Consider the following 21,640-nt stretch of genomic DNA (forward strand, 5'->3'; position numbering starts at 1 on the left):
CGGGAGACCTACGAGGCCTTGGACGCCTTGAGCATGTAGCCGAACCCGCGCTTGGTCTGGATGATCGGCTCGGCCGAGTACTGGTCGAGCTTGCGGCGCAGGTAGGAGATGTAGGACTCGACGATGCCGGCGTCGCCGTTGAAGTCGTACTCCCACACGTGGTCGAGGATCTGCGCCTTCGACAGCACGCGGTTCGGGTTGAGCATGAGGTAGCGGAGCAGCTTGAACTCGGTCGGGGAGAGCTCGATCTGCGCGTCGCCGATCGTGACCTCGTGCGTGTCCTGGTCCATCGTGAGCTCGCCGGCGCGGATGATCGCGTCTTCCTCGTCGTTCATCGTGCGACGGAGGATCGCCTTGATGCGGGCGACGATCTCGTCGAGGGAGAACGGCTTCGTGACGTAGTCGTCGCCGCCGACGGTGAGACCGGTGATCTTGTCCTCGGTGTCGTCCTTGGCGGTGAGGAACAGGATCGGGGAGGTGTAGCCCGACGACCGCAGGCGCTTGGTGACGCCGAAGCCGTTCATGTCGGGCAGCATGACGTCGAGGATGATCAGGTCCGGCTCTTCCTCGAGCACGGCGGAGATCGCCTGTGCTCCGTTGCCCACCGCGCGCACGGCGAAGCCGGCGAAACGCAGCGAGGTCGTCAGGAGGTCGCGGATGTTCGGCTCGTCGTCGACGATCAGGATCTTGGGGCCATCGCTCATGGTCCTATCTTCTGACCGTTCCCTAGTGGTTTCCTGAGAGCGGTTGGTGCGTCAGCCCACGACCGCCTGGACCTGGTCGGCGTCGAGGATCGTGTAGGAGTACCCCTGCTCCGCGAGGAACCGCTGCCGGTTCTGCGCGAAGTCCTGGTCGACGGTGTCCCGCGTCACGAGCGTGTAGAACGACGCGGGCAGCCCGTCCTTGTTCGGGCGGAGGAGTCGGCCGAGTCGCTGGGCCTCTTCCTGGCGGGATCCGAACGAGCCGGACACCTGGATCGCCACCGTCGCGTCGGGCAGGTCGACCGAGAAGTTCGCGACCTTCGAGACGACGAGCACGTCGATCGACCCCTCGCGGAAGGCCTGGTAGAGCCGCTCCCGCTCGTCGACGGGGGTCGAACCGGTGATCTCGGCGGCGTCCAGGGACTCGGCGAGCGAGTCGAGCTGGTCGATGTACTGCCCGATCACGAGGATCTGCTCGCCGCGGTGCTTCTCGATGAGCTCGCGCACCACCGGGGTCTTCGCCGGCGAGGTCGCCGCGAGCCGGTACCGCTCGTCGTCGCTGGACGCCGCGTACTCGAGGCGGTCCTGGTGCGGCAGGTCGATGCGCACCTCGTAGCAGGCGGCGGGGGAGATGTACCCCTGCGCCTCGATCTCCTTCCACGGGGCGTCGTAGCGCTTCGGCCCGATGAGCGAGAAGACGTCGCCCTCGCGCCCGTCCTCGCGCACGAGGGTCGCCGTGAGCCCGAGCCGCCGCCGGGCCTGGAGGTCGGCGGTGAGCTTGAACACCGGCGCCGGCAGCAGGTGCACCTCGTCGTAGACGATGAGTCCCCAGTCGAGGGCGTCGAGGAGCGACAGGTGCGTGTACTCGCCCTTCCGACGGGCGGTGAGGATCTGGTACGTCGCGATCGTGACCGGACGGATCTCCTTCACGCTGCCCGAGTACTCGCCGATCTCGTCCTCGGTGAGGGTGGTCCGGCGCAGCAGCTCGGATCGCCACTGCCGGGCCGAGACGGTGTTCGTCACGAGGATGAGCGTCGTCGCCTTGACCGTCGCCATCGCCCCGGCGCCCACGAGCGTCTTGCCGGCACCACAGGGCAGCACGACGACGCCGGAGCCCTGCGCGAAGAACGTGTCGACCGCCTGTTCCTGGTAGGGACGCAGGTGCCAGTCGTCGGTGTCGAGGTCGATCGGGTGCGGCTGCCCGGGCGTGTACCCGGCGAGGTCTTCGGCCGGCCAGCCGAGCTTCACGAGCTCCTGCTTGATCTGCCCGCGTGCCCACGGGAGCAGCTCGACCTCTTCCGGGGAGCGCATGTCGCCCAGCAGCGGCTTGATCCGCTTCGAGCGGATGACCTCGGCGAGGACCGTGGGCTCGGACGCGGTGAGGAGCAGGACCGGCTGGCGCTCGAGCTCTTCGGCCGGGGAGTTCGCGATCGCCGGCGCGTCCGGACGCTCTTCGCGCCGGATGACGAGTCGGCCGTACCGTGCCACGGTGTCGCGGATGTCCACCGTGACGCTCTGCGGGACGGGGAACTTCGCGAAGTGCTCGAGCGTGTGGATCATGCTCTCGGCGTCGTGCCCGGCCGCCCGCGCGTTCCACAGGCCGAGCCGGGTGATGCGGTACGTGTGCACGTGTTCCGGCGCGCGTTCGAGCTCGGCGAACACCGCGAGGTCGTGCCGTGCGTCCTCGGCGTCGGGGTGCGCCACCTCGAGGAGCACGGTGCGGTCGCTCTGCACGATCAGCGGTCCGTTCATGACGGATCAGCCTAGGCCGCTCGGCTGCGAACCAGCGCGGATCGGCTCACCTGTGGATCAGGCGTCGCTCTCCACAGCCACCACGAGGGAGAGCGGGAGCGTCCGCTCGACGTCGACGGCCGTGTCGCGTCCCCGCACGCGTCCGGCGGCGACCGAGGTCGGCACGATCGAGAACGGCCGCTCGGAGCCGTCCGGCATGCGCACCGTCAGGCGGATCGGCGTGCGTCCTCGGACGGCCAGGTCGATCTGCCGCCCCAGCCACTCCTGCTCGGGCTCGGCCTCGCCGCGCTCGGTGGTGACGCGGAGCCGTTCCACGAGTGCGTGCGCCGCCTGCTCCGGGTTGCGTCCGGTGGTGCGTCGACGGCCTGGAGGAACGGATCCCGTCGCCGGGCGGGCTGCGGCCGTCAGGACGGCCGGGTAGCGCTGGTCCTCGAGCGCCGTGTGGACGACGTGCGGCGGGTAGCGGGTCAGCAGGGTGGTCAGGTCGCTGCGCTCCCACGCCAGCTGCCGGAGCTCGGCGTCCACCCCGATGAGGTCGAGCTGGTCCGGCGTGCCGTGCACGCGGGCGCCGACCCCGTCGGCGCCGACGTCGACCACGATGCTGCCGTCCCGCGAGGACACCTGGTCGACGAGGTAGAAGAGCGGCTGCGGCAGGCCCGTCGCGGACAGCCGTTCCAGCAGCGCGACGACGTCCTGCCGGGTGTGGCCGGCCCGGAACGCGCGGCGGAGCGAGTCCTCGGAGATGCGGTACCGGGCGGCGAGGCCCGGCGCCTCGAGCACGGCGACGGTCCGGAGCGCGGCGTCGTCGACCGGCGCGAGCGGTCCCGGTGCGATGACCGTGAGGTCGTGCTGCAGGTACACGGCGTCGACCGTGCGGGGGAGGTCCTCCGCAGCGGGGGCCGGGTCCCCGACCAGCAGTGCACGGCCGGTGCTCGTCACGCGGCCGTCGACCGTGAGCCCGAGTGCGGCCGCCGTGCCCGCGACGTCGAGCAGCACCACGTCGAGCCAGCGCGAGCCCGCCGGGTACGCCCACCGGCCGGCCGACACGAGGTCGCGCAGGTCGTCGCCGGCCACGTCGAGCACGCTCCGGACGGCGGGGTCGAGTGCGTTCCGCCATGCCGACACCAGCGTCGACCAGCGGTCCGGCCAGCTCGCGACGAGCCAGGCGTCGCCCGCCGCCGTGGTCGCCCACGTCCCGTTGCCCGTGTCCGCGAACCCGATCCGTTCGAGCAGCGCCAGGCGGCCGGGGACCACGACGGGGTCCGCGCCGGCGCGCTCGCCGAGCGTCTTCGCGAGCGGGGTGCCGATGCCGCCCTTCACGAGCTCGCGCACCGCGCCCTCGGACACCGCCCGGAGGAGTTCGGCGAGCACGGTCATCGTCGCGAAGGCGTGCTCCGCGCCGGTCGTCCGGGCGCGCTCGTCGTCGCCCGTCTCGTCCACCGGAGCGACGGGGCGGGGGTGATCCGCGCCTCCTGGGAGACCGGCGATCTCGTCGTGGGCGGCCAGCCGGGCCGACACCGCGTCGTCGACGCCGCCGTCCTCGTCCGCCAGACCGAGCGCGACCGCCGGGGCGAGGTCGTCCGCGGAGCCCGCGCCGTCACGCAGCGCGAGCAGCGTCCGACGGGGTAGGTGCTCGATCGCGGCGTCGACCGCGTCGTCGGTGCGGAGCGCCTCGGCGAGGTCGAAGAAGTCCGAGATGCGCAGCGGGCCGGTCTCGGCGAGGACCGCCGCGGGGAGCCGGCGCGCCACGACGAGCCGTTCGAGGGCGTCGTCCGGCATCGCCCGGAGCCGGGCGGCGAGGTCTGCGGTGGTCGTCATCGTCCGCCGCGCTCGTCCGACGCGGTCCTCAGCGCGCCGTCCGGTTCGCTCGGGCCCGACGGGTCCAGGTGATGCCGAGGAGGGTGAACACGAGCACCATGCCGATCGGGAAGCCGACCAGCGGGATCGCCATGATCACGGGCCAGGGCATCGATCCCTGGGCGCTGGGGACCGTCAGCCACATCACGATCATGGCGGCCATGCAGAGGAAGGCGGCGATGAAGATCCCGCCGACCATGAACGCGAGGGCGCGTTCGGTACGATTGAACGTCACCGGGGGTTCCGCGGAGTCCTGCGTGTTCCCGGTGGACCGGGTCGGGTTGGCCATCGACCCAGGATATCCGACGCACCACGGCCGTTCCACGATCACGAGGAGACCGACGAATGCCCACCGGCAAGGTCAAGTTCTACGACGACCAGAAGGGGTTCGGGTTCATCACCGGCGACGACGGCGAACCCGTCTTCCTGCACGCGTCCTCGCTCCCCGACGGCGTCACGTCGGTGAAGGCCGGTTCGCGGCTCGAGTACGGCGTCGTCCAGGGGAAGAAGGGGTCGCAGGCGCTGTCCGTGCGGCTCCTCGACCCGCAGCCGTCCCTCGCGAAGATGTCGCGACGATCGGCGGACGACATGGCCGTGATCGTCGAGGACCTCGTGAAGGAGCTCGACCGGATCAGCGGGGACTTCCGGCACGGCCGGTACCCGAAGAACGGCACCCGAATCGCTGCGATCCTGCGGCACGTCGCTGACCAGTTGGACGCGTGATGACCGATACCTCCCCTGTTGCTCCTGCCCCTTCCGAGGACCTCACCGCGCTCGCCCGCACGGCGCTGCTCGAGGTGACCCCCGAGTCGACCGTCGGCGCGTTCGCCGGGACCGTCGACGAGGGCGACGGCGTCGTCTCGGTGCTGTTCGCCAACCGCATGGCCGGGTACCCCGGCTGGCGCTGGACCGTGTCCATCGCCCAGGTGTCCGGTGACGAGCCGACCGTGCTCGAGGTCGAGCTCATGCCCGGTGACGGCTCGCTGCTGGCGCCCGACTGGGTGCCGTGGTCCGAGCGGCTCGCCGAGTACCGGGCCGGCCAGGACACCGACGGTGCCGAGGGCGAGCACGACGACGAGGACTTCGACGGCGACGAGGACGACGCGGACGAGGACGCCGACTACGACGACTCGGACGACGACGAGTCCGACGACGACGAAGCGGACGACGAAGACGACTTCGACGCCGACGAGGACGACCTCGACGAGCCGGACGACGACGACATCGACGGTGTGGACGTCGACGAGCTGGACGGGTCCGAGGACCACACCGACGACTCGGACGACGACGACACCGACCGGCAGGACGCACCGGCCGAGCCGGCCGAGCCGGCCCGGGGCCGCCGTCGCACCCAGCGGGTGCGCCCGGTCGACCCGGACGCCGACCTCGAGGTCGACCGGCTGGACGCCGGCGAGGTCGACCCGGACCACCACCGCGCCTGACGGGTGCTCGACCGGTCCCCGGACGGACAGGAGGCGCGGTGCCAGCTGGCACCGCGCCTCCTGTCATGAGGACGAACCGCGTCAGCGCAGGGCGTTCACCGTGAAGTCGATCGCCTGCACGAGCTTCGCGACGTCGTCCGGGTCGATCGCCGTGAAGGTCGCGATGCGGAGCTGGTTGCGGCCGAGCTTCCGGTACGGCTCCGTGTCGACGATCCCGTTCTGGCGCAGCGTCGCGGCGACGGCCTTGGCGTCGATCGAGTCGTCGAGGTCGATCGTGGCGACGACCTGCGACCGGGCTGCGGGGTCGGTCACGAACGGCGTCGCGTAGTCGACCGACTCCGCCCAGTCGTAGAGCGTCGACGACGAGGTCTTCGTGCGGGTGTCGGCCCAGGCGAGGCCGCCGGACTCGTTGATCCAGCGGACCTGGTCGTCGAGGAGGATCAGGGTCGCGAGCGCCGGGGTGTTCAGCGTCTGGTTCAGCCGCGAGTTGTCGACGGCGTTCTTGAGCGAGAGGAACTCGGGGATGTACCGGCCGCTCGCGGCGATGCGCTCGACACGCTCGATCGCCGCGGGGGAGAACAGCGCGAGCCAGAGGCCACCGTCCGAGGCGAAGTTCTTCTGCGGGGCGAAGTAGTAGACGTCCGTCGCGCTGACGTCGAACGCGGCACCACCGGCGGCGCTCGTGGCGTCGACGACGGTGAGGGCGCCGGCGTCCCCGGCGGCGCGGACGACCGGCGCCATGACACCCGTCGAGGTCTCGTTGTGCGGGTAGGCGTAGACGTCCACGCCCTCGACGATCTCGAGCGGGGCGAGGGATCCGCCGGGGGCCTCGACCACGTGCGGCGCCTCGAGCCAGGGGGCGCCGGCGGCCTTGGCGAACTTCGAGCCGAACTCGCCGAAGGACAGGTTCTCGGCCCGGCGCTCGATCAGCCCGAACGCGGCGGCGTCCCAGAACGCGGTCGAGCCGCCGTTGCCGAGGACGACCTCGTAGCCTTCGGGGAGGTCGAACAGGTCGCCGAGGCCGGCGCGGACGCTGCCCACGAGGTCCTTGACGGGCTTCTGGCGGTGGGACGTGCCGAGGATCGTCGCGCCGCGGGTCACGAGGGACTCGAGCTGCGCGCCACGGATCTTGGACGGTCCGCAGCCGAATCGGCCATCGGTCGGGAGGAGTTCGGCGGGGATGACGATGTCTGCCATGCACCGATCCTAACGAGCGGTATCCCAGCGCGAGTGACCGTGTACCGGCCGGACGGGGCGGGCCGAGGCCGCGCCTCCTGGCCGCATCGCGCACGGACTTTCTTGCACCTTGCAAGTGTTGGTCATTCCATGTCGCCTCGAACAAGTAGGGTGGGGCGCGCTGGGCCCAGACATGAGAGGCGGACCGTGACCGATCTCGTCGACACCACGGAGATGTACCTTCGCACCATCCTCGACCTCGAGGAAGAGGCGATCGTGCCGCTGCGCGCCCGCATCTCGGAGCGCCTCGGCCACTCGGGTCCCACCGTCTCGCAGACCATCGCCCGCATGGAGCGCGACGGACTCGTCGTCGTCTCGGGCGACCGGCACCTCGAACTCACCGACGAAGGACGCTCGCGCGCGACGCACGTGATGCGCAAGCACCGGCTCGCCGAGCGCCTGCTCTCCGACGTCATCGGTCTCGACTGGGCGTTCGTCCACGACGAGGCATGCCGCTGGGAGCACGTGATGAGCGAGCAGGTCGAGGTCCGTCTGCTCGAGATGCTCGGCAACCCGACCGAGTCGCCGTACGGCAACCCGATCCCGGGCCTCGCCGAGATCGGCGGCCCGGCCGCCCCCGGCTTCCTCGACGGCGTGCAGAACATCGTCGCCGCGACCGAGGGCACCGACGCCGTCGCGACCGGGGTCATCCGCCGCCTGGGCGAGCCCGTGCAGTTCGAACCGGAGCTCCTCCACCAGCTGCGGTCCGCCGGTGTCATGCCCGGCCGGGTCGCGAGCGTGCAGCGCGCAGGGGCCTACGTCGCCGTGCGTGTCGACGGCGAGGACGCGGGCATCGAGCTCCCGACCGAGGTCGCGCAGCACGTCTACATCGAGCGCTCCTGACCCGTCTGCCCCCGAAACTGGGGCGAGGCGTGTTTCTGCGGCCTGATCAGGGCTTCTTTACCGATTCGTTACAAAGCGGCGGTTTCATCTCGACAAGGTAACGGTCGGCACGTACACTCGACGAGTCCGCCGGCCACCCACGAGGCCCAGGACCCGTGACAGGACGTCTCGAACCCGTCTCCTGTCTCGATCGGAAACGATGACGAACGGATGGGGTTGCACGGTCGGCGATCACCCCCGCTGGCAGTGGTGACGAGACGCCGGAGACACCCTTGACGCAGACCGGTTCCGCCGCGGACGACCAGACGCCCGCGAACCCGACGAACACCGCGAACGCCACCGACGCCCCCCTCTCGCGCCGAGCAGCCCGCGCCGTCACCCCGGTGCGCGACGCTCCGCTCCCCGGCGGCCGTCGTGCCGCCCAGGCCGCGCGTACCGCCGCCTCCACCAAGGCGAGCTCGTCGGCCCGCAAGCGCCGCTTCCTCGCGCCGGTCGTCCTGACCGTGGCCGCGGGCATGTTCGGCACCGTCGCGGTCGCCCCGGCGTTCGCCGCGACGCAGCAGTCGACCGGGACGGACGCCGCGACCGCGCAGCGCCAGGTCCGCACGACCGAGGCCCAGAACTTCTCCGTCTCCGACGCGGTCGCCCTTGCCGGCACGAGCCGCGACGGCTACGGTGCGACGGCGCAGTCCACGCTCGACGCCGAGGCAGCGCAGAAGGCCGCCGACGCCGCGGCGAAGCAGGCGTCCGAGCAGGCCGCGGCCACCCAGGCCGCGCGTGCGCAGACCGCCTCGCAGTACGCGTCGTACACGGGGCCGAGCGCCTCCGACTACGTCGCCTCGTCGACCGCCGCGAACACCCCGTTCTCGCTGCCGGCCGTGGTCGCCACCGCCAAGCAGTACATCGGCACCCCGTACGTCTTCGGCGGCGCGGACCCGTCGGGCTTCGACTGCTCGGGCTACGTCATGTTCGTGTACGCGCAGTACGGCATCAACCTCGCGCACTCCGTGCCGCTGCAGGACCAGGCCGGCACCACGATCCCCGAGTCCGAGGCGCAGCCGGGTGACGTCGTCATCTTCAACAACGAGGCGCACGACGGCTTCTACATGGGCAACGGCATGATCATGGACGCGCCGAAGCCCGGTGGCTCCGTGTCGATCCGTCCGATCTGGACCAGCGACTACCACATCGTCCGCTTCGGCATCTGACGCAGACTGCGGGCATCGATCCCGTGAACATCGCCGGAACCGGCCCGTGCACTCTCGTGCCGGGCCGGTTTCTGACGTACCCTGACCGTGCACCGGCCCGAACGGTCCGAGCAGGGAGACCCCATGTCAGCGTTCCGCACGACCCGCACCATGGGTCGGCGCGCGCACGTCGACATATGGTCGACCACCGCCTGCGTGCACGAGCACGCCCCTGCATGACGTGAGCACTGCCCATCCGGGTGGTGCTCTTCGTGGTTCAGGGGCCGTTCGCGCGAGCGGAGGTCACCTGCGCGGTACCCCGGTCCGACGCACCCGCACAGCCTGGAAGCCGTCCAGGCACGTCGGAAGGGAACCCATGCGCACTCTCGTCCTCAACGCCGGTTACGAGCCCCTCGCGGTGATCTCGTTCCGTCGGGCCCTCGTGCTGGTCATGAACCAGAAGGCCGCCATCGTCGCCGCCGACCTCGACCACCCGGTCACGGGGTCGACGTCGACCTACGACCGTCCGTCCGTCATCATCCTCACCCGGTACGTCCGCATCCCGCATTCGAGACTCGTGCCGGTGTCGCGCCGGGGCGTCCTCCGCCGGGACGCCAACCGGTGCGCGTACTGCGATCGGCACGCCACCACGATCGACCACGTGCAGCCTCGCTCGCGCGGGGGCGAGGACTCGTGGGAGAACCTCGTCGCCTGCTGCCTGGCGTGCAACAACACCAAGGGCGACCGCACCCCGCAGGAGATGGGGTGGCGGCTCCGCTTCCGCCCGAAGGCGCCGCACGGCTCCTCGTGGGTGGTCCGGGGCATCGAGCGTCCGCAGTCCGAGTGGGACGAGTACCTGGTGGCCGCGTAGCGGTACCGCGCGGCTGACGTCGTGACGGACTGGAGGCGCGGGTCGGCCCCCACCCGCGACTCCCGTCCGTCACCGTGCCATGCTCGAGGCATGGAGCACCAGGGAACTCCGTCACACCTCCGCGTCCGCCCCCGGGTCTGGATCGGCTTCGCGATCTGGCTCGGCTACATGGTCGTCGTCTTCACCGTCCAACGACTCGGCGGGGTGCCGTACACCGACCTGAGCCGGAACGGACACGACCTCTTCTTCGGCGCGGGGCTCTCGCTCATCGTCGCGTCCGTCCTGCTGGCCGTCACGACCACGCTGCTCGGCTGGTGGCGGCCGGCCCTGTCCGACGAGCACCCGAGTCGACACCGGTGGCCGATCACCGTGCCGATCGCGTTGGCGCTCCTGGCCGTGCTCGGGCTGACCATCACCGACTGGGCGGCCTTCGACGGGCCGTTCCTCGCGGCGTCGATCGCGCTGCTGCTGGTCGGGTTCACCGAGGAGCTCACGACCCGAGGCCTCCTGCTCACCGCACTGCGCAGCCGGTTCGCCGAGCCGATGGTCTGGTTCCTCAGCACGGCGGCGTTCGCGGCGATGCACTCGCTCAACTTCTTCGCCGGGCAGGCCCTCGGCCCGACGCTCGCCCAGGTCGTCAACACGTTCCTGGTCGGCACCGCGTTCTACGTCCTCCGGCGGACGACCGGCAGCCTGGTCTGGCCGATGGTGCTGCACGCGCTGTGGGACTTCTCCGCCTTCTCGGCGCAGCACGGCGAGGTGTCGCCGATGACGAGCCTCGTCGGCGTCCTGGAGTGGGTGATCGGCGTCGCGGCGCTGGCCGTGGTGTGGGCGACGTTCCGAGGGAGCGACCGCAGCCGGCGGATCGCCGCCTGACACCGTGACGGACGGGAGGCGCGGGTCGGGCCCGCACCGCGCCTCCTGTCCGTCACTGTGCCTGACCAGGACCGTGTCGGCTGTGGCGACCGGCTGTCGGTGGGCGGGCGTAGCGTGCCGCCATGGCGGAGACCCCCGAGATCGACGACGCGACGATCGACGACCTGCGTGCGCGCCTACGCGCGACCCGCTGGCCGGACGCGCCCGCCGGGACCGGGTGGTCGCTCGGCATCGACGTCGACGAGCTGCGCCCGCTCGTCGAGTACTGGGCGGACGGGTTCGACTTCGACGCGCACCGGGCGGCGCTCGCCGCACTGCCGTCCCGCCGGGTCGAGGTGGACGGCATCGGCATCCACGTGCTGCACGCCCGCGCGGCGACGCCGGGTGCGCTGCCCGTGCTGCTCGCGCACGGCTGGCCGGACTCCGGGTGGCGGTACCGCAAGGTGCTGCCGATGCTCGTCGACGCCGGGTTCGACGTGATCGTGCCGGACATGCCCGGTTACGGGTTCTCCGACGCACCGCCGCAGCCGATCGACGCACGGGCGGTCGCCGGGATGTGGGCGACGCTGATGACCGACCTCGGGTACGAGCGGTTCGCGGTGTCCGGCGGGGACATCGGCACGCACGTCGTGCGGTACCTCGCGCTCGACCACCCCGAGCGGGTCGTCGCCGTGCACCGGATCGACGGCGGGCTCGCCTGGCCCGGGCTCGACCCGTCGACGCTGTCCGAGGCGGAGCGTGCCTTCGTCGCCGAGACCGAGCGGTGGCGTACCGACGAAGGCGCCTACGCGATGATGCACCGGACCAAGCCGCAGACCGCGGCGGTCGGCCTGAACGACTCCCCGGCCGGGCTCGCGGCGTGGATCGTCGAGAAGCTCCGCTCGTGGAGCGACTGCGGCGGGGACCTCTGGTCGGTGTACACGCGGGACGAGGTCCTGGCGTTGCTCACCGAGTACTGGGCGACGGCGACGATCGGGTCGGCGATGCGGATGTACCACGTGAACGCTGCGGTTCCTGCAGCGCAGCTCGAGCGTCGGGTCGAGGTGCCGTCCGGGTTCTCGATCTTCCCGGGGGACCTCGTGCGGGCGCCGAAGGAGTGGCTCGAGCGGACGACGAATCTCGTGTACCACCACGAACTCGACCGGGGCGGGCACTTCGCGGCGTTCGAGCAGCCGGGGCTGTTCGTCGACGAGCTCCGGGCCTTCCTGGAGCCGTTCCGCCGCTAGAGTGGGTGGGCCAGCCTCTGTAGCTCAATGGAAGAGCAGTTCCGTCCTAAGGAAACGGTTGGGGGTTCGAGTCCCTCCAGGGGCACCAGCAGGTCGCAGGGGTTCGAGTCCCTGCAGCGCCGGCCAGGGGCACCAGCAGGTCGCAGGGGTTCGAGTCCCTGCGGCGCCGGCCAGGGGCACTTCTCGCGTCGATGTACCGGCTGGACTCCCCGTACGATTGACGTCGTGTCCAAGGTCCTGAGCAGTCTCCCCGTCGGCGAACGAGTCGGCATCGCGTTCTCCGGAGGTCTCGACACCTCCTGCGCGGTCGCCTGGATGCGCGAGAAGGGAGCGGTGCCCTGCACGTACACGGCCGACATCGGCCAGTACGACGAGCCGGACATCGACGCCGTCCCCGGTCGTGCCCACGAGTACGGTGCCGAGATCGCCCGACTCGTCGACGCGAAGAGCGCCCTCGTGGAAGAGGGCCTCGTCGCCCTGCAGACCGGTGCCTTCCACATCCGCTCCGGCGGCAAGACCTACTTCAACACGACGCCCCTCGGTCGCGCCGTGACGGGCACGATGCTCGTCCGCGCCATGAAGGAGGACGGCGTCGACATCTGGGGCGACGGCTCCACGTACAAGGGCAACGACATCGAGCGGTTCTACCGCTACGGCCTGATGGCGAACCCGCGGCTGCGCGTCTACAAGCCGTGGCTCGACTCCGAGTTCGTCGAGGAGCTCGGCGGCCGCAAGGAGATGAGCGAGTGGCTCGTCGCCCGGGGCTTCCCGTACCGCGACTCCACCGAGAAGGCCTACTCGACCGACGCGAACATCTGGGGCGCCACGCACGAGGCGAAGAGCCTCGAGGAGCTCTCGAGCGGCCTGGACATCGTCGAGCCGATCATGGGCGTCGCCGCCTGGCGTGACGAAGTCGAGGTCGCCACCGAGGTCGTGAGCGTCCGCTTCGAGGCCGGTCGCCCCGTCGCGATCAACGGTGTCGAGTACGCCGACGCCGTGGCGCTCGTCTACGAGGCGAACGCGATCGGCGGCCGCCACGGCCTCGGCGCGTCCGACCAGATCGAGAACCGCATCATCGAGGCGAAGAGCCGCGGCATCTACGAGGCGCCGGGCATGGCACTGCTGCACATCGCCTACGAGCGCCTGCTCAACGCGATCCACAACGAGGACACCGTCGCGTCGTACCACACCGAGGGTCGCCGTCTCGGTCGCCTCATGTACGAGGGTCGCTGGCTCGACCCGCAGTCCCTCATGCTGCGTGAGTCGCTGCAGCGCTGGGTCGCCTCGGCCGTCACCGGAGAGGTCACGCTGCGCCTGCGTCGCGGCGACGACTACACGATCCTCGACACCACGGGCCCGGCGCTGTCGTACCACCCGGACAAGCTCTCGATGGAGCGTGTCGGCGACGCTGCGTTCGGCCCGGACGACCGCATCGGCCAGCTGACCATGCGCAACCTCGACATCGCCGACTCGCGGGCACGCCTCGAGCAGTACGCCGCCGCCGGGCTCATCGGCGGGGCGACGGGCGACCTCGTCGGCGAGCTCGAGTCGGGTGAGTCGGAGGAGATCCTCGGCGGCGCGGTCGTCACCTCGGATGCCGATGACGCGCTCGGTCGTGCGACGGATCTCGCGTCCGAGGGTGCGGCGTTCGACTCCGGCACCGACTGACGCCGGTCTGCAGCACGACGAAGGGGGCCTCCGCCACGTGCGGAGGCCCCCTTCGTCGTGCTGTGCTGCGCCTCGGCCGGCGGACGGGCGGGGGTCGAACGACATTGTCGACGTCGTACGACATCGACGACGTCGCTGCCGGGCGTGTGCAACTGTTGCGGCCGCGGGGGAACGACATGGTCGACGTCGTACGACATCGACGTTGTCGTTCCGGGGCTGCGGCACAGACGGCACGGACGCCCCGACCGCCGCCGCTCGCGTCAGCGCGCCTCGGCGGACTCCACGCGCTTCTGCCGCCACGGGCGCGCCGGCTTGTCGGGCCCGTCCCACACCTGCACGACGCCCCACGCGGCGGCGAGCAGCGGCACCGAGATGATCGCGCCGGTGATGCCCGCGAGCACCGTGCCGGCGGTCAGGCCGATCAGGATGACGAGGCCGTGCAGCTTGAGCGTCTTGCCCATCAGGACGGGCTGCAGCAGGTTGCCCTCGAGCTGGTTCACGAGGACGACGATGCCGACGACGATCAGCGCCTGGACGGGGCCGAGCGCGACGAGGGCGACGAGGGCGGCGAGGACGCCGGCCGCCGTCGCACCGACGATCGGGATGAACGCCGTGATGAACACGACGACGGCGAGGGGCAGTGCGAGCGGCACCCCGACGATCGTGATGCCGACGCCGATGCCGATGGCGTCCACCGCGGCGACGGTGGCGGTCCCGCGGACGTAGCCGCCGAGCGTCTGCACGACCCGGTCACCCACCCGGCGAGCACGGTCGTAGCGGGCACCGGTGAAGGGACGGAGGAGGAACTCCCAGATGGCCGGACCGTCCTTGAGGAAGAAGAACAGCACCACGATCATCAGCACGAGACCGGTGAGGAAGTTCGCCGTGGCCGATGCCCCCGCGAGCGCGCCGGAACCGAACTGCGAGCTGGTGACGAAGTCCTGGATGCCCTTCACGGCATCGTCGATCTGCGACTGGTCGATCGAGATCGGCAGCGTCGACGCGAAGTCCTGGAGCTGGTCGAACCCGCTCAGGGCCGACTTCTGCAGGTCGGGCCACTGCGAGATGACGGCCACGACGATGAGCCAGCCGACGAGGCCGAGCACGACGAGCACGCCGATCAGGACGGCGAGGGTCGCGAGGACGGACGGCACCCGGTGCCGCCGCAGCCAGGACACGACGGGGTGCATCGCCGACGCGATGATGAGGGCGAGCAGCACCGGGATCGTGACGACGCTGAGCGTGGCGGCGGCGTAGACGATGCCGATCACGACGACGAGCACGACGATGATCTGCAGGCAGCGGGTGGCCAGAGCGCCGAACGAGTCGGACCACTGCTTCGCCACCTGGCTCGGCGGTGCGTCGGGGTGCGGGGGCTGCGGGGTGCCGAACAGGGGCATGGGGCTCCTCGGGGTACGGGTGTGCCCGCCCACCGTACCGGGGCGACGGCGATCCGGCCGGGGCGGCGTCGGTCACGGCTCGGCGTCGTCCGAGATCCGATGAGGACGTGGCGGCGGACGCCCGGTGCGCGTTCCGGACGGTTCTCGTGCCGACGGTCGCGCGACAGTACGCTGGTGAACATCGGACCGACTCAGGGTTCCGTCGCCTTTGATGCTCCCCGCGGTCTGCGGGGTCTGGCGCAACGGGACGGTCCGATCGGATCCGGAGTGCGCATCACTCCGACGAAGGGCTGGTCGACGTGACCGCCACTGTCCATGTGTTCTCGCACCCCGCCGAACTGTTCGTCGGGTCACCCCGCACCCCCCTCGGCCCGCTGGCCGTGTCCGTCGTCGAGCTGGTGCTCGCGTGAACGCCCGCCGCCAGGAGGACTGGCACCGCCACGGCATGCGCTCGCCCGAGGACATCGCCGGCCTGCTCGCCGCGCGCCTCGGTGGCGCGGACGAGACGCTCCGCGCGGTCGGGCCGACGTGGGACGAGCCGTCCTACGCGGACTTCCTCGGCGAGCAGCTCTGAACTGACCGCCGACGAGCCGGCCGGCCAGCGACGAGCTGTCGCGGCCACCTGACGGACGGGAGGCGCGGTGCCAGCCGGCACCGCGCCTCCCGTCCGTCGTGGCGTCCCGTCAGACCGCCGCCGCCTCCTCGAGCGTGGCGTCCGCCCGCTCCGGCGAGCCCTCGGCGAGGCCGCGGGCGATCCGCCCGCGCGACGCGAGCCAGAGCACCAGCGCCGCGACGAACACGAGCACCTCGGTCACGGTCAGTGCCCAGATGATCCCGGCGAGCCCGAACCACAGGTTCCCGACGATCACGATCGGGATGAACAGCACGCCCTGCGCCATCGACAGCACCATGGCCGGCAACACCATCCCGGTGGCCTGGAACAGCGAGGTCAGCAGCCCGGTGAACCCGTTCACGATCGTGGCGACGAGCTGCGCCGTGAGGATGGTCAGGCCGATCGCGAGCACCGAGTGGTCGCCGGAGAAGACCGTGAAGACCTGCTCGCGGAAGACGAACACCGTGCCGGAGAACAGCAGGACGATCGTCCCGACGGTGAACGCGGCACCGCGGAGTGCGGCTCGGAGCCGAACCGCGTCGCCCTTGCCGAAGGCGTAGGCGAGCAGCGGCAGCACGCCGATGGTCACGCCCATCACGAGGAACTCCGGGACCTGGGCGATGCGGACGGCGACGCCCATCGCCGCGAGCGGGTCGTCTCCGTAGGCGGCCGCGAGGTTGTTCAGCACGAGGGTCGTCACGATGAGGAACCCGGACTGCAGCAATTCGCTCGAGCCGATACCGAACACCGGCTTGAGGATGTCCGCCCGCAGCGTGAACCACTTCGGTGCGAAGCTCACGTTCGCGCTGTTCCGCTGGAGCCAGACGATCCAGTAGCCGATCGCCACGACGTTGCCGAGGCCGACGGCGAGTGCGGCACCGGCGACGCCCCAGTGCAGCACGAGGATGAAGAGCACGTCGAACACGAGGTTGCCGACGGTCGACAGGACGAGCCCGACCATGGCCTGCCGTGCCGCCCCCTCGGACCGGACGATCTGCTCCAGCGCGAACGACGCGGCGAGCACCGGCACGAACGCGAGCATGACCGAGACGTACGCGCTCGTGGCGGGCACCGCGGCGGCGTCGGCACCGAGCACGGCGACGAGCGGGTGCAGGAACACCAGGCCGAGCACGGCGAGGACCACACCGGTGACGACGGCTCCCCAGAGGGCGAAGGAGGCGACGCGCTTGATGTCCTCGGCCTTGGCGGGATCGTGTTCCGAGGCCCCGAGCATGCGCGACATGAGGGCACTGCCACCGACGCCGAACACGCCGCCGACGGCCATGATGATGCCGAGGAGCGGGGTGCCGAACGTGATCGCGGCGAGCAGCGAGGTGTCGTGCTGCGATCCGATGAAGCCGGCGTTGATGACGTTGTAGACGGCGCTGACGACCATCGCGGCGGCCATCGGGACGCACAGGTGGACGAGCGCGCGGCCGATCGGTGCGGCCGACAGGTACCAGCGGTTCTTCGCCGCGGCGGTGTCGGGTGCTGTGGTGCTCATGGCTGCCTCCTTCTGGGCAGGGCGGAGCGCGCGCCGACCGTCGGTCGGCGCCGCAGGGCATGACTGATGACGCGATCGGCGGGTGCCGACGCGTGGGGGGTGGGTCGCGCCTCCTGGACGGGCCTGGAGGCGCGGGTCAGGTCACCGGGTGGGTTCCGGCAGTTCCGCGGTCACCTTGTGCAGGAGCTCCTGCAGGGTGGCGCGCTCGTGGGCGTCGAGCGGCGCGAGCAGGACGTCGTCGAGGGCGATCATGGCGTCCTCGAAGCCGGCGATGAGGGCGATCCCCTCGTCGGTGGCGAAGACCCGTTTCGTCCGGGCGTTCTCGGCGTCCGCCCGGCGTTCGACGAGCCCGCGGCGCTCGAGTCCCTGCAGGAGACTCGAGACGCTGGCCGCACTCGTCCGGGTGATGTCGGCGATGTCGCGCTGGATCGCGCCGGGCGTGTGCTGCAGGTACCCGAGCACGAAGCTCTGCTCCTGGGTGAGGTCGCGTTCGCGGACCCACTCCTCGGCCGCCTTGCGCTGCGCCCACCCGATCCAGCGCATCTGCTGGAGGGGCGTGTCGAACCGGGGTGCCTGCTGCGTCATCTTCAGAACGCTAACCGTTCGACCTCTAACTGTCAACACTCGAACTGATCCGTTCACGGCGTGCCCCGAACGGGGGTATCGCCACGACGGGGGACCCACCTTGTAGATTGCACAGGAAACGCGGTCTCACCAACCGCTCATCCTCAGCTCGACGACGCCGCCGAGCCCACCCGGGGGGATCAGGACATGGCACGAGGACGAACGATGCGCGCACGATCGATGCGCCCGTCCGTGGACGCTGCCTGCACCGCTCCCCGCCTCGCCGGGGGTGATCACCCCGGATAGCCGCGCCCGCGCGCAGCACGACGCGCACACGTGACTCCGGGCCGCCCCACCAGCGCGCCCGTCGGATCTCCCGCCCCACCAGCGGGGGATGGATCAGCAGGCGGACGACCTCCGCCTGGAGGAAGAGGCACCATGCCACGCACTGCAACACGCTTCGCGCTCCGCGCGGGCGCCACGGCCACCGTCGCGGCCGTGATCATCGGGGGAGCAGCCCTCCCCGCACACGCCGCTGCGACCGACGCGACCCAGGCCGAGGGCCGTCTGCTCTCCGGCAGCGGCTCCGTCGACCTCGACAGCGTCGCGGCGCTCGCCGGGTCCTTCGGCGCGACCGCTCCCGGCGGGGCGACCGCCGGGCAGTCCGACCCGCTCGACCTCTCGGTGCTGAACAGCATCGGGATCAACGTCCCCGGGGGCATCCAGCTGCTCGGCCAGAACGGTCTCGTGAACGTCGGCGTCGCCGGCCAGGTCGCGAGCACGGACACCACCTCGGCGGTCGCGGCCGCCGGAGCCGTCGGCGCGGACGGCGCGATCCAGGTCGGTCCGGGCACCCCCGGCACCGGCGCCACCGTGAACCTCACCCCGCTGCTCGGCGACCTCGACGTCGACGGCGTCGTGAGCGAGCTCTCGGTCGGGCTCGGCGCCCTGTCCGCCCGGGCCGAGGCGACGCGCACGTTCGGCGCTCCGGACGTCACCACCGACTACCAGGTCGCCGGCGCGCAGGTCCGGCTCGTCAGCCCCGCCGTCCAGCAGCTCGTGACGTCGCTGGACACGACGCTCGGCACCACCGACGACACCGTGAACGCGGCGATCGGCGAGGACGGTCTCACCACCGACCTCACCGCGGCGCTGCTCGACCCGGTGACCGACGCCGTGAACACCCTCGGGCTCGGGGTCCTGACCCTCGACGACACCACCGCCCAGCTCACCGCCGACGTGGACCTGCAGGGTGCGCTCGCCACCGTGACGCAGCAGCCGCTCACCGACGGACCGGTCACGATCGACCTGTCCTCGGGCGTGGTCACGATCGACCTCGCGCAGCTCTACACGCTGAACGACCTGCCGGCGAACACCACGCTGCTCGACGACGCGACGATCAACGCGCAGATCACCGGCGCGATCTCGGACATCCTGACCGAGCAGCTGCCGGCACTCCTCACCACGACGCTCACGAACGCCCTGGACGTCGCCGACGTGCAGCTCGTCGTGGACACCGGCGTCGACCTGCTCGGAGCCGACGTGGCGGGGCTGACCCTCACGGTCGACACCACCGTCGGGGACCTGCTCGGCACCGGTGACGGCGCCACGCTCACGGTCACCGGCGACGGGATCCTCGGCCCGGTGCTCGGCACGCTCGACCCGCTGCTGCAGCCGCTGCTCGGCTCGACCATCGTCCCGGCGCTGACCGGCATCCTCGGTGACGTGCTCGGCGGGGACTTCGTGGCGGACACCGTGCAGACCCTGCTCACCACCATCACGTCGACCGTCACGGCGCTCGACCCGCTGCTCGACGTCGTGAACCAGCTCGTCTCCGTCACGATCAACTCGCAGACCGCCCCGGCGTTCACCGAGCCGACCGCCGACGACACCGGGGCCACCACGGTCCGGGCCGTCCGCGTGCAGCTCCTGCCGGCGGCGGACCTGGCGACCGTCGACCTCGCGACGGCGACCGTGCAGGCGGACCCGTTCGCGGGCATCGCCATCACCTCGCCCGAGGACGGGACGGACTACACGGTCCCCGCGGACGACGACACCACCTCGGTGCCGGTCACGGGCACCGCGGAGCCGGGCGCCGACGTCGACGTCACGCTCGACGGTGACGACGAGGGCACGCAGTCGACCGTCGCGGGCGAAGACGGCACGTGGACGGTCACGTTCCCCGGGGTCGCCGTCGGTGACCACGAGGCCGAGGCGGTCGAGACGATCGGCACCCTCGTGAGCGACCCCGCCGCGGTGACCTTCGCGGTCGCAGCAGCACCGGTCGACCCGACCGACCCGGGTACGCCGGGTACGCCGGGTACGCCCGGTACGCCGGGGACCCCCGGAGGCGCAGGCGGCCCCGGCGGCGCAGGCGGCGCGGGCGGTGCCGGTGCCGGTGCGGTCGGCAACGGCACGGGTGCCGGGAGCCTCGCCTACACCGGTGCCGAGCTCCTGCCGCTGCTGCTCCTCGCCGGGCTGCTCCTCGCGGCCGGCGGCGGCACGCTCGTCGCGCGGCGCATGCGTCGAGCCTGACCCGGACGGGCGCCGGCGGGTACCGGCGCCCGTCTTCCGGGACCGCGGCGCGTTCGGGTCGCCGCGGTCCCGCCGGTGCGGTGGTGGTTCGGGCCACCACCGCACCGGCACCCCTCGTCCGCCGGCCGGCCCCTCCCTGCCGGCCGACTCGATCCACCGCTTCCACCGCTTCCGACCGCTTCCGACCGCGACGTGAGGACCACCGTGCACGACCACGACACCCACCCGCTCGACCGCCACGTCGGGCCCCCGCACGTCGAACGCTTCGTCCTCACCCGGGCGCAGGAGACCATCGGCGTCGTCTGCACCTGCGCGATCGGGGCCGACCACGACAACACCATCCGTCCGGTCGGCGCGGATCGCGTCCACTGAACCCTGTGCACGCGGCGGATGCAGCGGGATACTGGGGTGGTGCGTGAACTCCAAGCCGCCATCGCAGCGGACCTCAACGTCCAGCCGACCATCGACCCGGAGCAGGAGATCGCCCGTCGCGTCGGGTTCCTCCGGGACTACCTGCTCACCACCGGCGCCAAGGGCTACCTGCTCGCGATCAGCGGCGGCCAGGACTCGACGCTCGCCGGGCGCCTGACCCAGCTCGCCGTCGAGTCGCTCCGCGCCGAGGGGCACCCGGCCGAGTTCACCACCGTCCGCATGCCGTACCGCGTGCAGGCCGACGAAGACGACGCCCAGCTCGCGCTGCAGTTCATCGCGGCCGACCCGGGCATCACCGTGAACATCGAGCACGGTGTCGACGGGGTCGTGCAGGACACCGCGGCCTCGGGGGTGGAGCTGAGCGACTTCGTGAAGGGCAACGTCAAGGCCCGGATGCGGATGGTCGCGCAGTACGCCGTCGCCGGGCAGCGGGGGCTCCTCGTCGTCGGGACCGACCACGCGGCCGAGGCCGTGACCGGCTTCTTCACGAAGTACGGCGACGGCGGTGTCGACCTCACCCCGCTCACCGGGCTGTCGAAGAGCCAGGGCCGGCAGCTGCTCGAGCACCTCGGCGCCCCGGCCCGCCTGTACGAGAAGGCCCCCACCGCCGACCTGCTCGACGAGACGCCCGGCCAGACGGACGAGGCGAACCTCGGTCTGTCGTACGCCGAGATCGACGCGTACCTGCAGGGCCACGACGTGCCGATCGAGGTCGCCGAGGCGATCGAGTCGCGCTACCGGGCGACGGAGCACAAGCGCCAGGTCCCGGCGACGCCCTTCGACGACTGGTGGCGTGCGGGCGCGTAGGCGCTGACGCGACCCCGTCCAGGAGGCGGGGGGGGGGGGCGGGCCCCCCCCCCCCCCCCCGGGGTGGGGGGGGCGCCCCCCCCCCCGGGGGCCCCCGCCCAAACAAGTGGGGGACAAGGCGGGGGC

The 21,640-nt window shown here is 71.4% G+C and carries 20 protein-coding genes and 1 tRNA gene; 13 read left to right on the forward strand and 8 right to left on the reverse strand.

The genetic code is table 11. From position 1 onward, the window contains the following. Positions 1–8: 8 nt before the first annotated feature. The 4 genes from ACIPKM_RS15410 to ACIPKM_RS15425 are packed head-to-tail and all read right to left on the reverse strand — an operon-like array spanning position 9 to position 4,599. Entirely contained in the window at positions 9–704 is a 696-nt protein-coding gene (locus ACIPKM_RS15410; protein WP_017888045.1) for a response regulator transcription factor, read from the reverse strand. 51 nt (positions 705–755) lie between these two features. Next, a complete protein-coding gene (locus tag ACIPKM_RS15415) occupies positions 756–2,453 on the reverse strand; it encodes a DNA repair helicase XPB (RefSeq protein ID WP_092385117.1) in 1,698 nt (565 codons plus the stop codon). A gap of 57 nt (positions 2,454–2,510) precedes the next feature. Next, positions 2,511–4,271 carry a helicase-associated domain-containing protein gene (locus ACIPKM_RS15420; RefSeq protein WP_402737043.1) on the reverse strand — a complete coding sequence of 587 codons (1,761 nt, stop codon included), beginning with the start codon at positions 4,269–4,271 and terminating at the stop codon, positions 2,511–2,513. Between the two features lie 28 nt (positions 4,272–4,299). Then, entirely contained in the window at positions 4,300–4,599 is a 300-nt protein-coding gene (locus ACIPKM_RS15425; protein ID WP_070417823.1) for a hypothetical protein, read from the reverse strand. Positions 4,600–4,655: 56 nt separating this feature from the next. Between ACIPKM_RS15425 and ACIPKM_RS15430 the strand changes: the two genes are divergently transcribed. Then, a complete protein-coding gene (locus ACIPKM_RS15430) occupies positions 4,656–5,033 on the forward strand; it encodes a cold-shock protein (protein WP_022906598.1) in 378 nt (125 codons plus the stop codon). Then, a complete protein-coding gene (locus tag ACIPKM_RS15435) occupies positions 5,033–5,752 on the forward strand; it encodes a DUF3027 domain-containing protein (RefSeq protein WP_402737044.1) in 720 nt (239 codons plus the stop codon). The genes ACIPKM_RS15430 and ACIPKM_RS15435 overlap by 1 nt, the downstream gene beginning before the upstream one ends. A gap of 81 nt (positions 5,753–5,833) precedes the next feature. Here ACIPKM_RS15435 and serC read toward each other — a convergent pair whose 3' ends face one another. Next, a complete protein-coding gene (gene serC, locus ACIPKM_RS15440; protein ID WP_071294898.1) occupies positions 5,834–6,949 on the reverse strand; it encodes a phosphoserine transaminase in 1,116 nt (371 codons plus the stop codon). A gap of 186 nt (positions 6,950–7,135) precedes the next feature. Here serC and ACIPKM_RS15445 point away from each other — a divergent pair, with 186 nt between their 5' ends. The 7 genes from ACIPKM_RS15445 to argG all read left to right on the forward strand — a co-directional run bounded on the left by ACIPKM_RS15445 (position 7,136) and on the right by argG (position 13,659). Continuing rightward, positions 7,136–7,831 (forward strand): metal-dependent transcriptional regulator, encoded by a 696-nt coding sequence (locus ACIPKM_RS15445; protein ID WP_022906596.1) that lies wholly within the window; start codon positions 7,136–7,138, stop codon positions 7,829–7,831. A 272-nt stretch (positions 7,832–8,103) separates the two neighbouring features. Further along, positions 8,104–9,039, forward strand: a complete 936-nt coding sequence (locus ACIPKM_RS15450) for a C40 family peptidase (protein WP_071294899.1) — start codon at positions 8,104–8,106, stop codon at positions 9,037–9,039. 355 nt (positions 9,040–9,394) lie between these two features. Continuing rightward, a complete protein-coding gene (locus tag ACIPKM_RS15455; RefSeq protein ID WP_070417828.1) occupies positions 9,395–9,889 on the forward strand; it encodes an HNH endonuclease in 495 nt (164 codons plus the stop codon). Between the two features lie 90 nt (positions 9,890–9,979). Next, a complete protein-coding gene (locus tag ACIPKM_RS15460; protein WP_402737045.1) occupies positions 9,980–10,765 on the forward strand; it encodes a lysostaphin resistance A-like protein in 786 nt (261 codons plus the stop codon). 122 nt (positions 10,766–10,887) lie between these two features. Further along, positions 10,888–11,991, forward strand: coding sequence for an epoxide hydrolase family protein (locus ACIPKM_RS15465; protein WP_402737046.1), 1,104 nt, complete (start codon positions 10,888–10,890; stop codon positions 11,989–11,991). A gap of 13 nt (positions 11,992–12,004) precedes the next feature. Beyond that, a tRNA-Arg gene (locus ACIPKM_RS15470) sits at positions 12,005–12,079 on the forward strand. Between the two features lie 137 nt (positions 12,080–12,216). Then, on the forward strand, positions 12,217–13,659 hold the full coding sequence (argG, locus tag ACIPKM_RS15475) for an argininosuccinate synthase (RefSeq protein ID WP_402737047.1): 1,443 nt from the start codon (positions 12,217–12,219) through the stop codon (positions 13,657–13,659). 260 nt (positions 13,660–13,919) lie between these two features. Here argG and ACIPKM_RS15480 read toward each other — a convergent pair whose 3' ends face one another. Continuing rightward, positions 13,920–15,059 (reverse strand): AI-2E family transporter, encoded by a 1,140-nt coding sequence (locus ACIPKM_RS15480; protein ID WP_402737048.1) that lies wholly within the window; start codon positions 15,057–15,059, stop codon positions 13,920–13,922. Positions 15,060–15,465: 406 nt separating this feature from the next. Here ACIPKM_RS15480 and ACIPKM_RS15485 point away from each other — a divergent pair, with 406 nt between their 5' ends. Continuing rightward, positions 15,466–15,633 carry a hypothetical protein gene (locus tag ACIPKM_RS15485; RefSeq protein ID WP_402737049.1) on the forward strand — a complete coding sequence of 56 codons (168 nt, stop codon included), beginning with the start codon at positions 15,466–15,468 and terminating at the stop codon, positions 15,631–15,633. Between the two features lie 109 nt (positions 15,634–15,742). Here the strand turns inward: ACIPKM_RS15485 and ACIPKM_RS15490 are convergent, their stop codons facing one another. Together ACIPKM_RS15490 and ACIPKM_RS15495 are read right to left on the reverse strand one after the other, a co-directional pair. Next, on the reverse strand, positions 15,743–17,176 hold the full coding sequence (locus tag ACIPKM_RS15490) for an MATE family efflux transporter (protein WP_261647368.1): 1,434 nt from the start codon (positions 17,174–17,176) through the stop codon (positions 15,743–15,745). A 141-nt stretch (positions 17,177–17,317) separates the two neighbouring features. After that, a complete protein-coding gene (locus ACIPKM_RS15495; protein WP_070417833.1) occupies positions 17,318–17,761 on the reverse strand; it encodes a MarR family winged helix-turn-helix transcriptional regulator in 444 nt (147 codons plus the stop codon). A gap of 417 nt (positions 17,762–18,178) precedes the next feature. On the opposite strand from ACIPKM_RS15495, the gene ACIPKM_RS15500 reads away from it, so the two are divergent. The 3 genes from ACIPKM_RS15500 to nadE all read left to right on the forward strand — a co-directional run bounded on the left by ACIPKM_RS15500 (position 18,179) and on the right by nadE (position 21,514). Next, positions 18,179–20,275 (forward strand): choice-of-anchor G family protein, encoded by a 2,097-nt coding sequence (locus tag ACIPKM_RS15500; RefSeq protein WP_402737050.1) that lies wholly within the window; start codon positions 18,179–18,181, stop codon positions 20,273–20,275. 192 nt (positions 20,276–20,467) lie between these two features. Next, positions 20,468–20,647, forward strand: coding sequence for a hypothetical protein (locus ACIPKM_RS15505; RefSeq protein WP_070417835.1), 180 nt, complete (start codon positions 20,468–20,470; stop codon positions 20,645–20,647). A 39-nt stretch (positions 20,648–20,686) separates the two neighbouring features. Beyond that, on the forward strand, positions 20,687–21,514 hold the full coding sequence (gene nadE, locus ACIPKM_RS15510; RefSeq protein WP_139199207.1) for an ammonia-dependent NAD(+) synthetase: 828 nt from the start codon (positions 20,687–20,689) through the stop codon (positions 21,512–21,514). Positions 21,515–21,640: the final 126 nt, after the last annotated feature.

The organism is Curtobacterium sp. NPDC086286, assembly GCF_044746255.1.
GTDB lineage: Bacteria > Actinomycetota > Actinomycetes > Actinomycetales > Microbacteriaceae > Curtobacterium.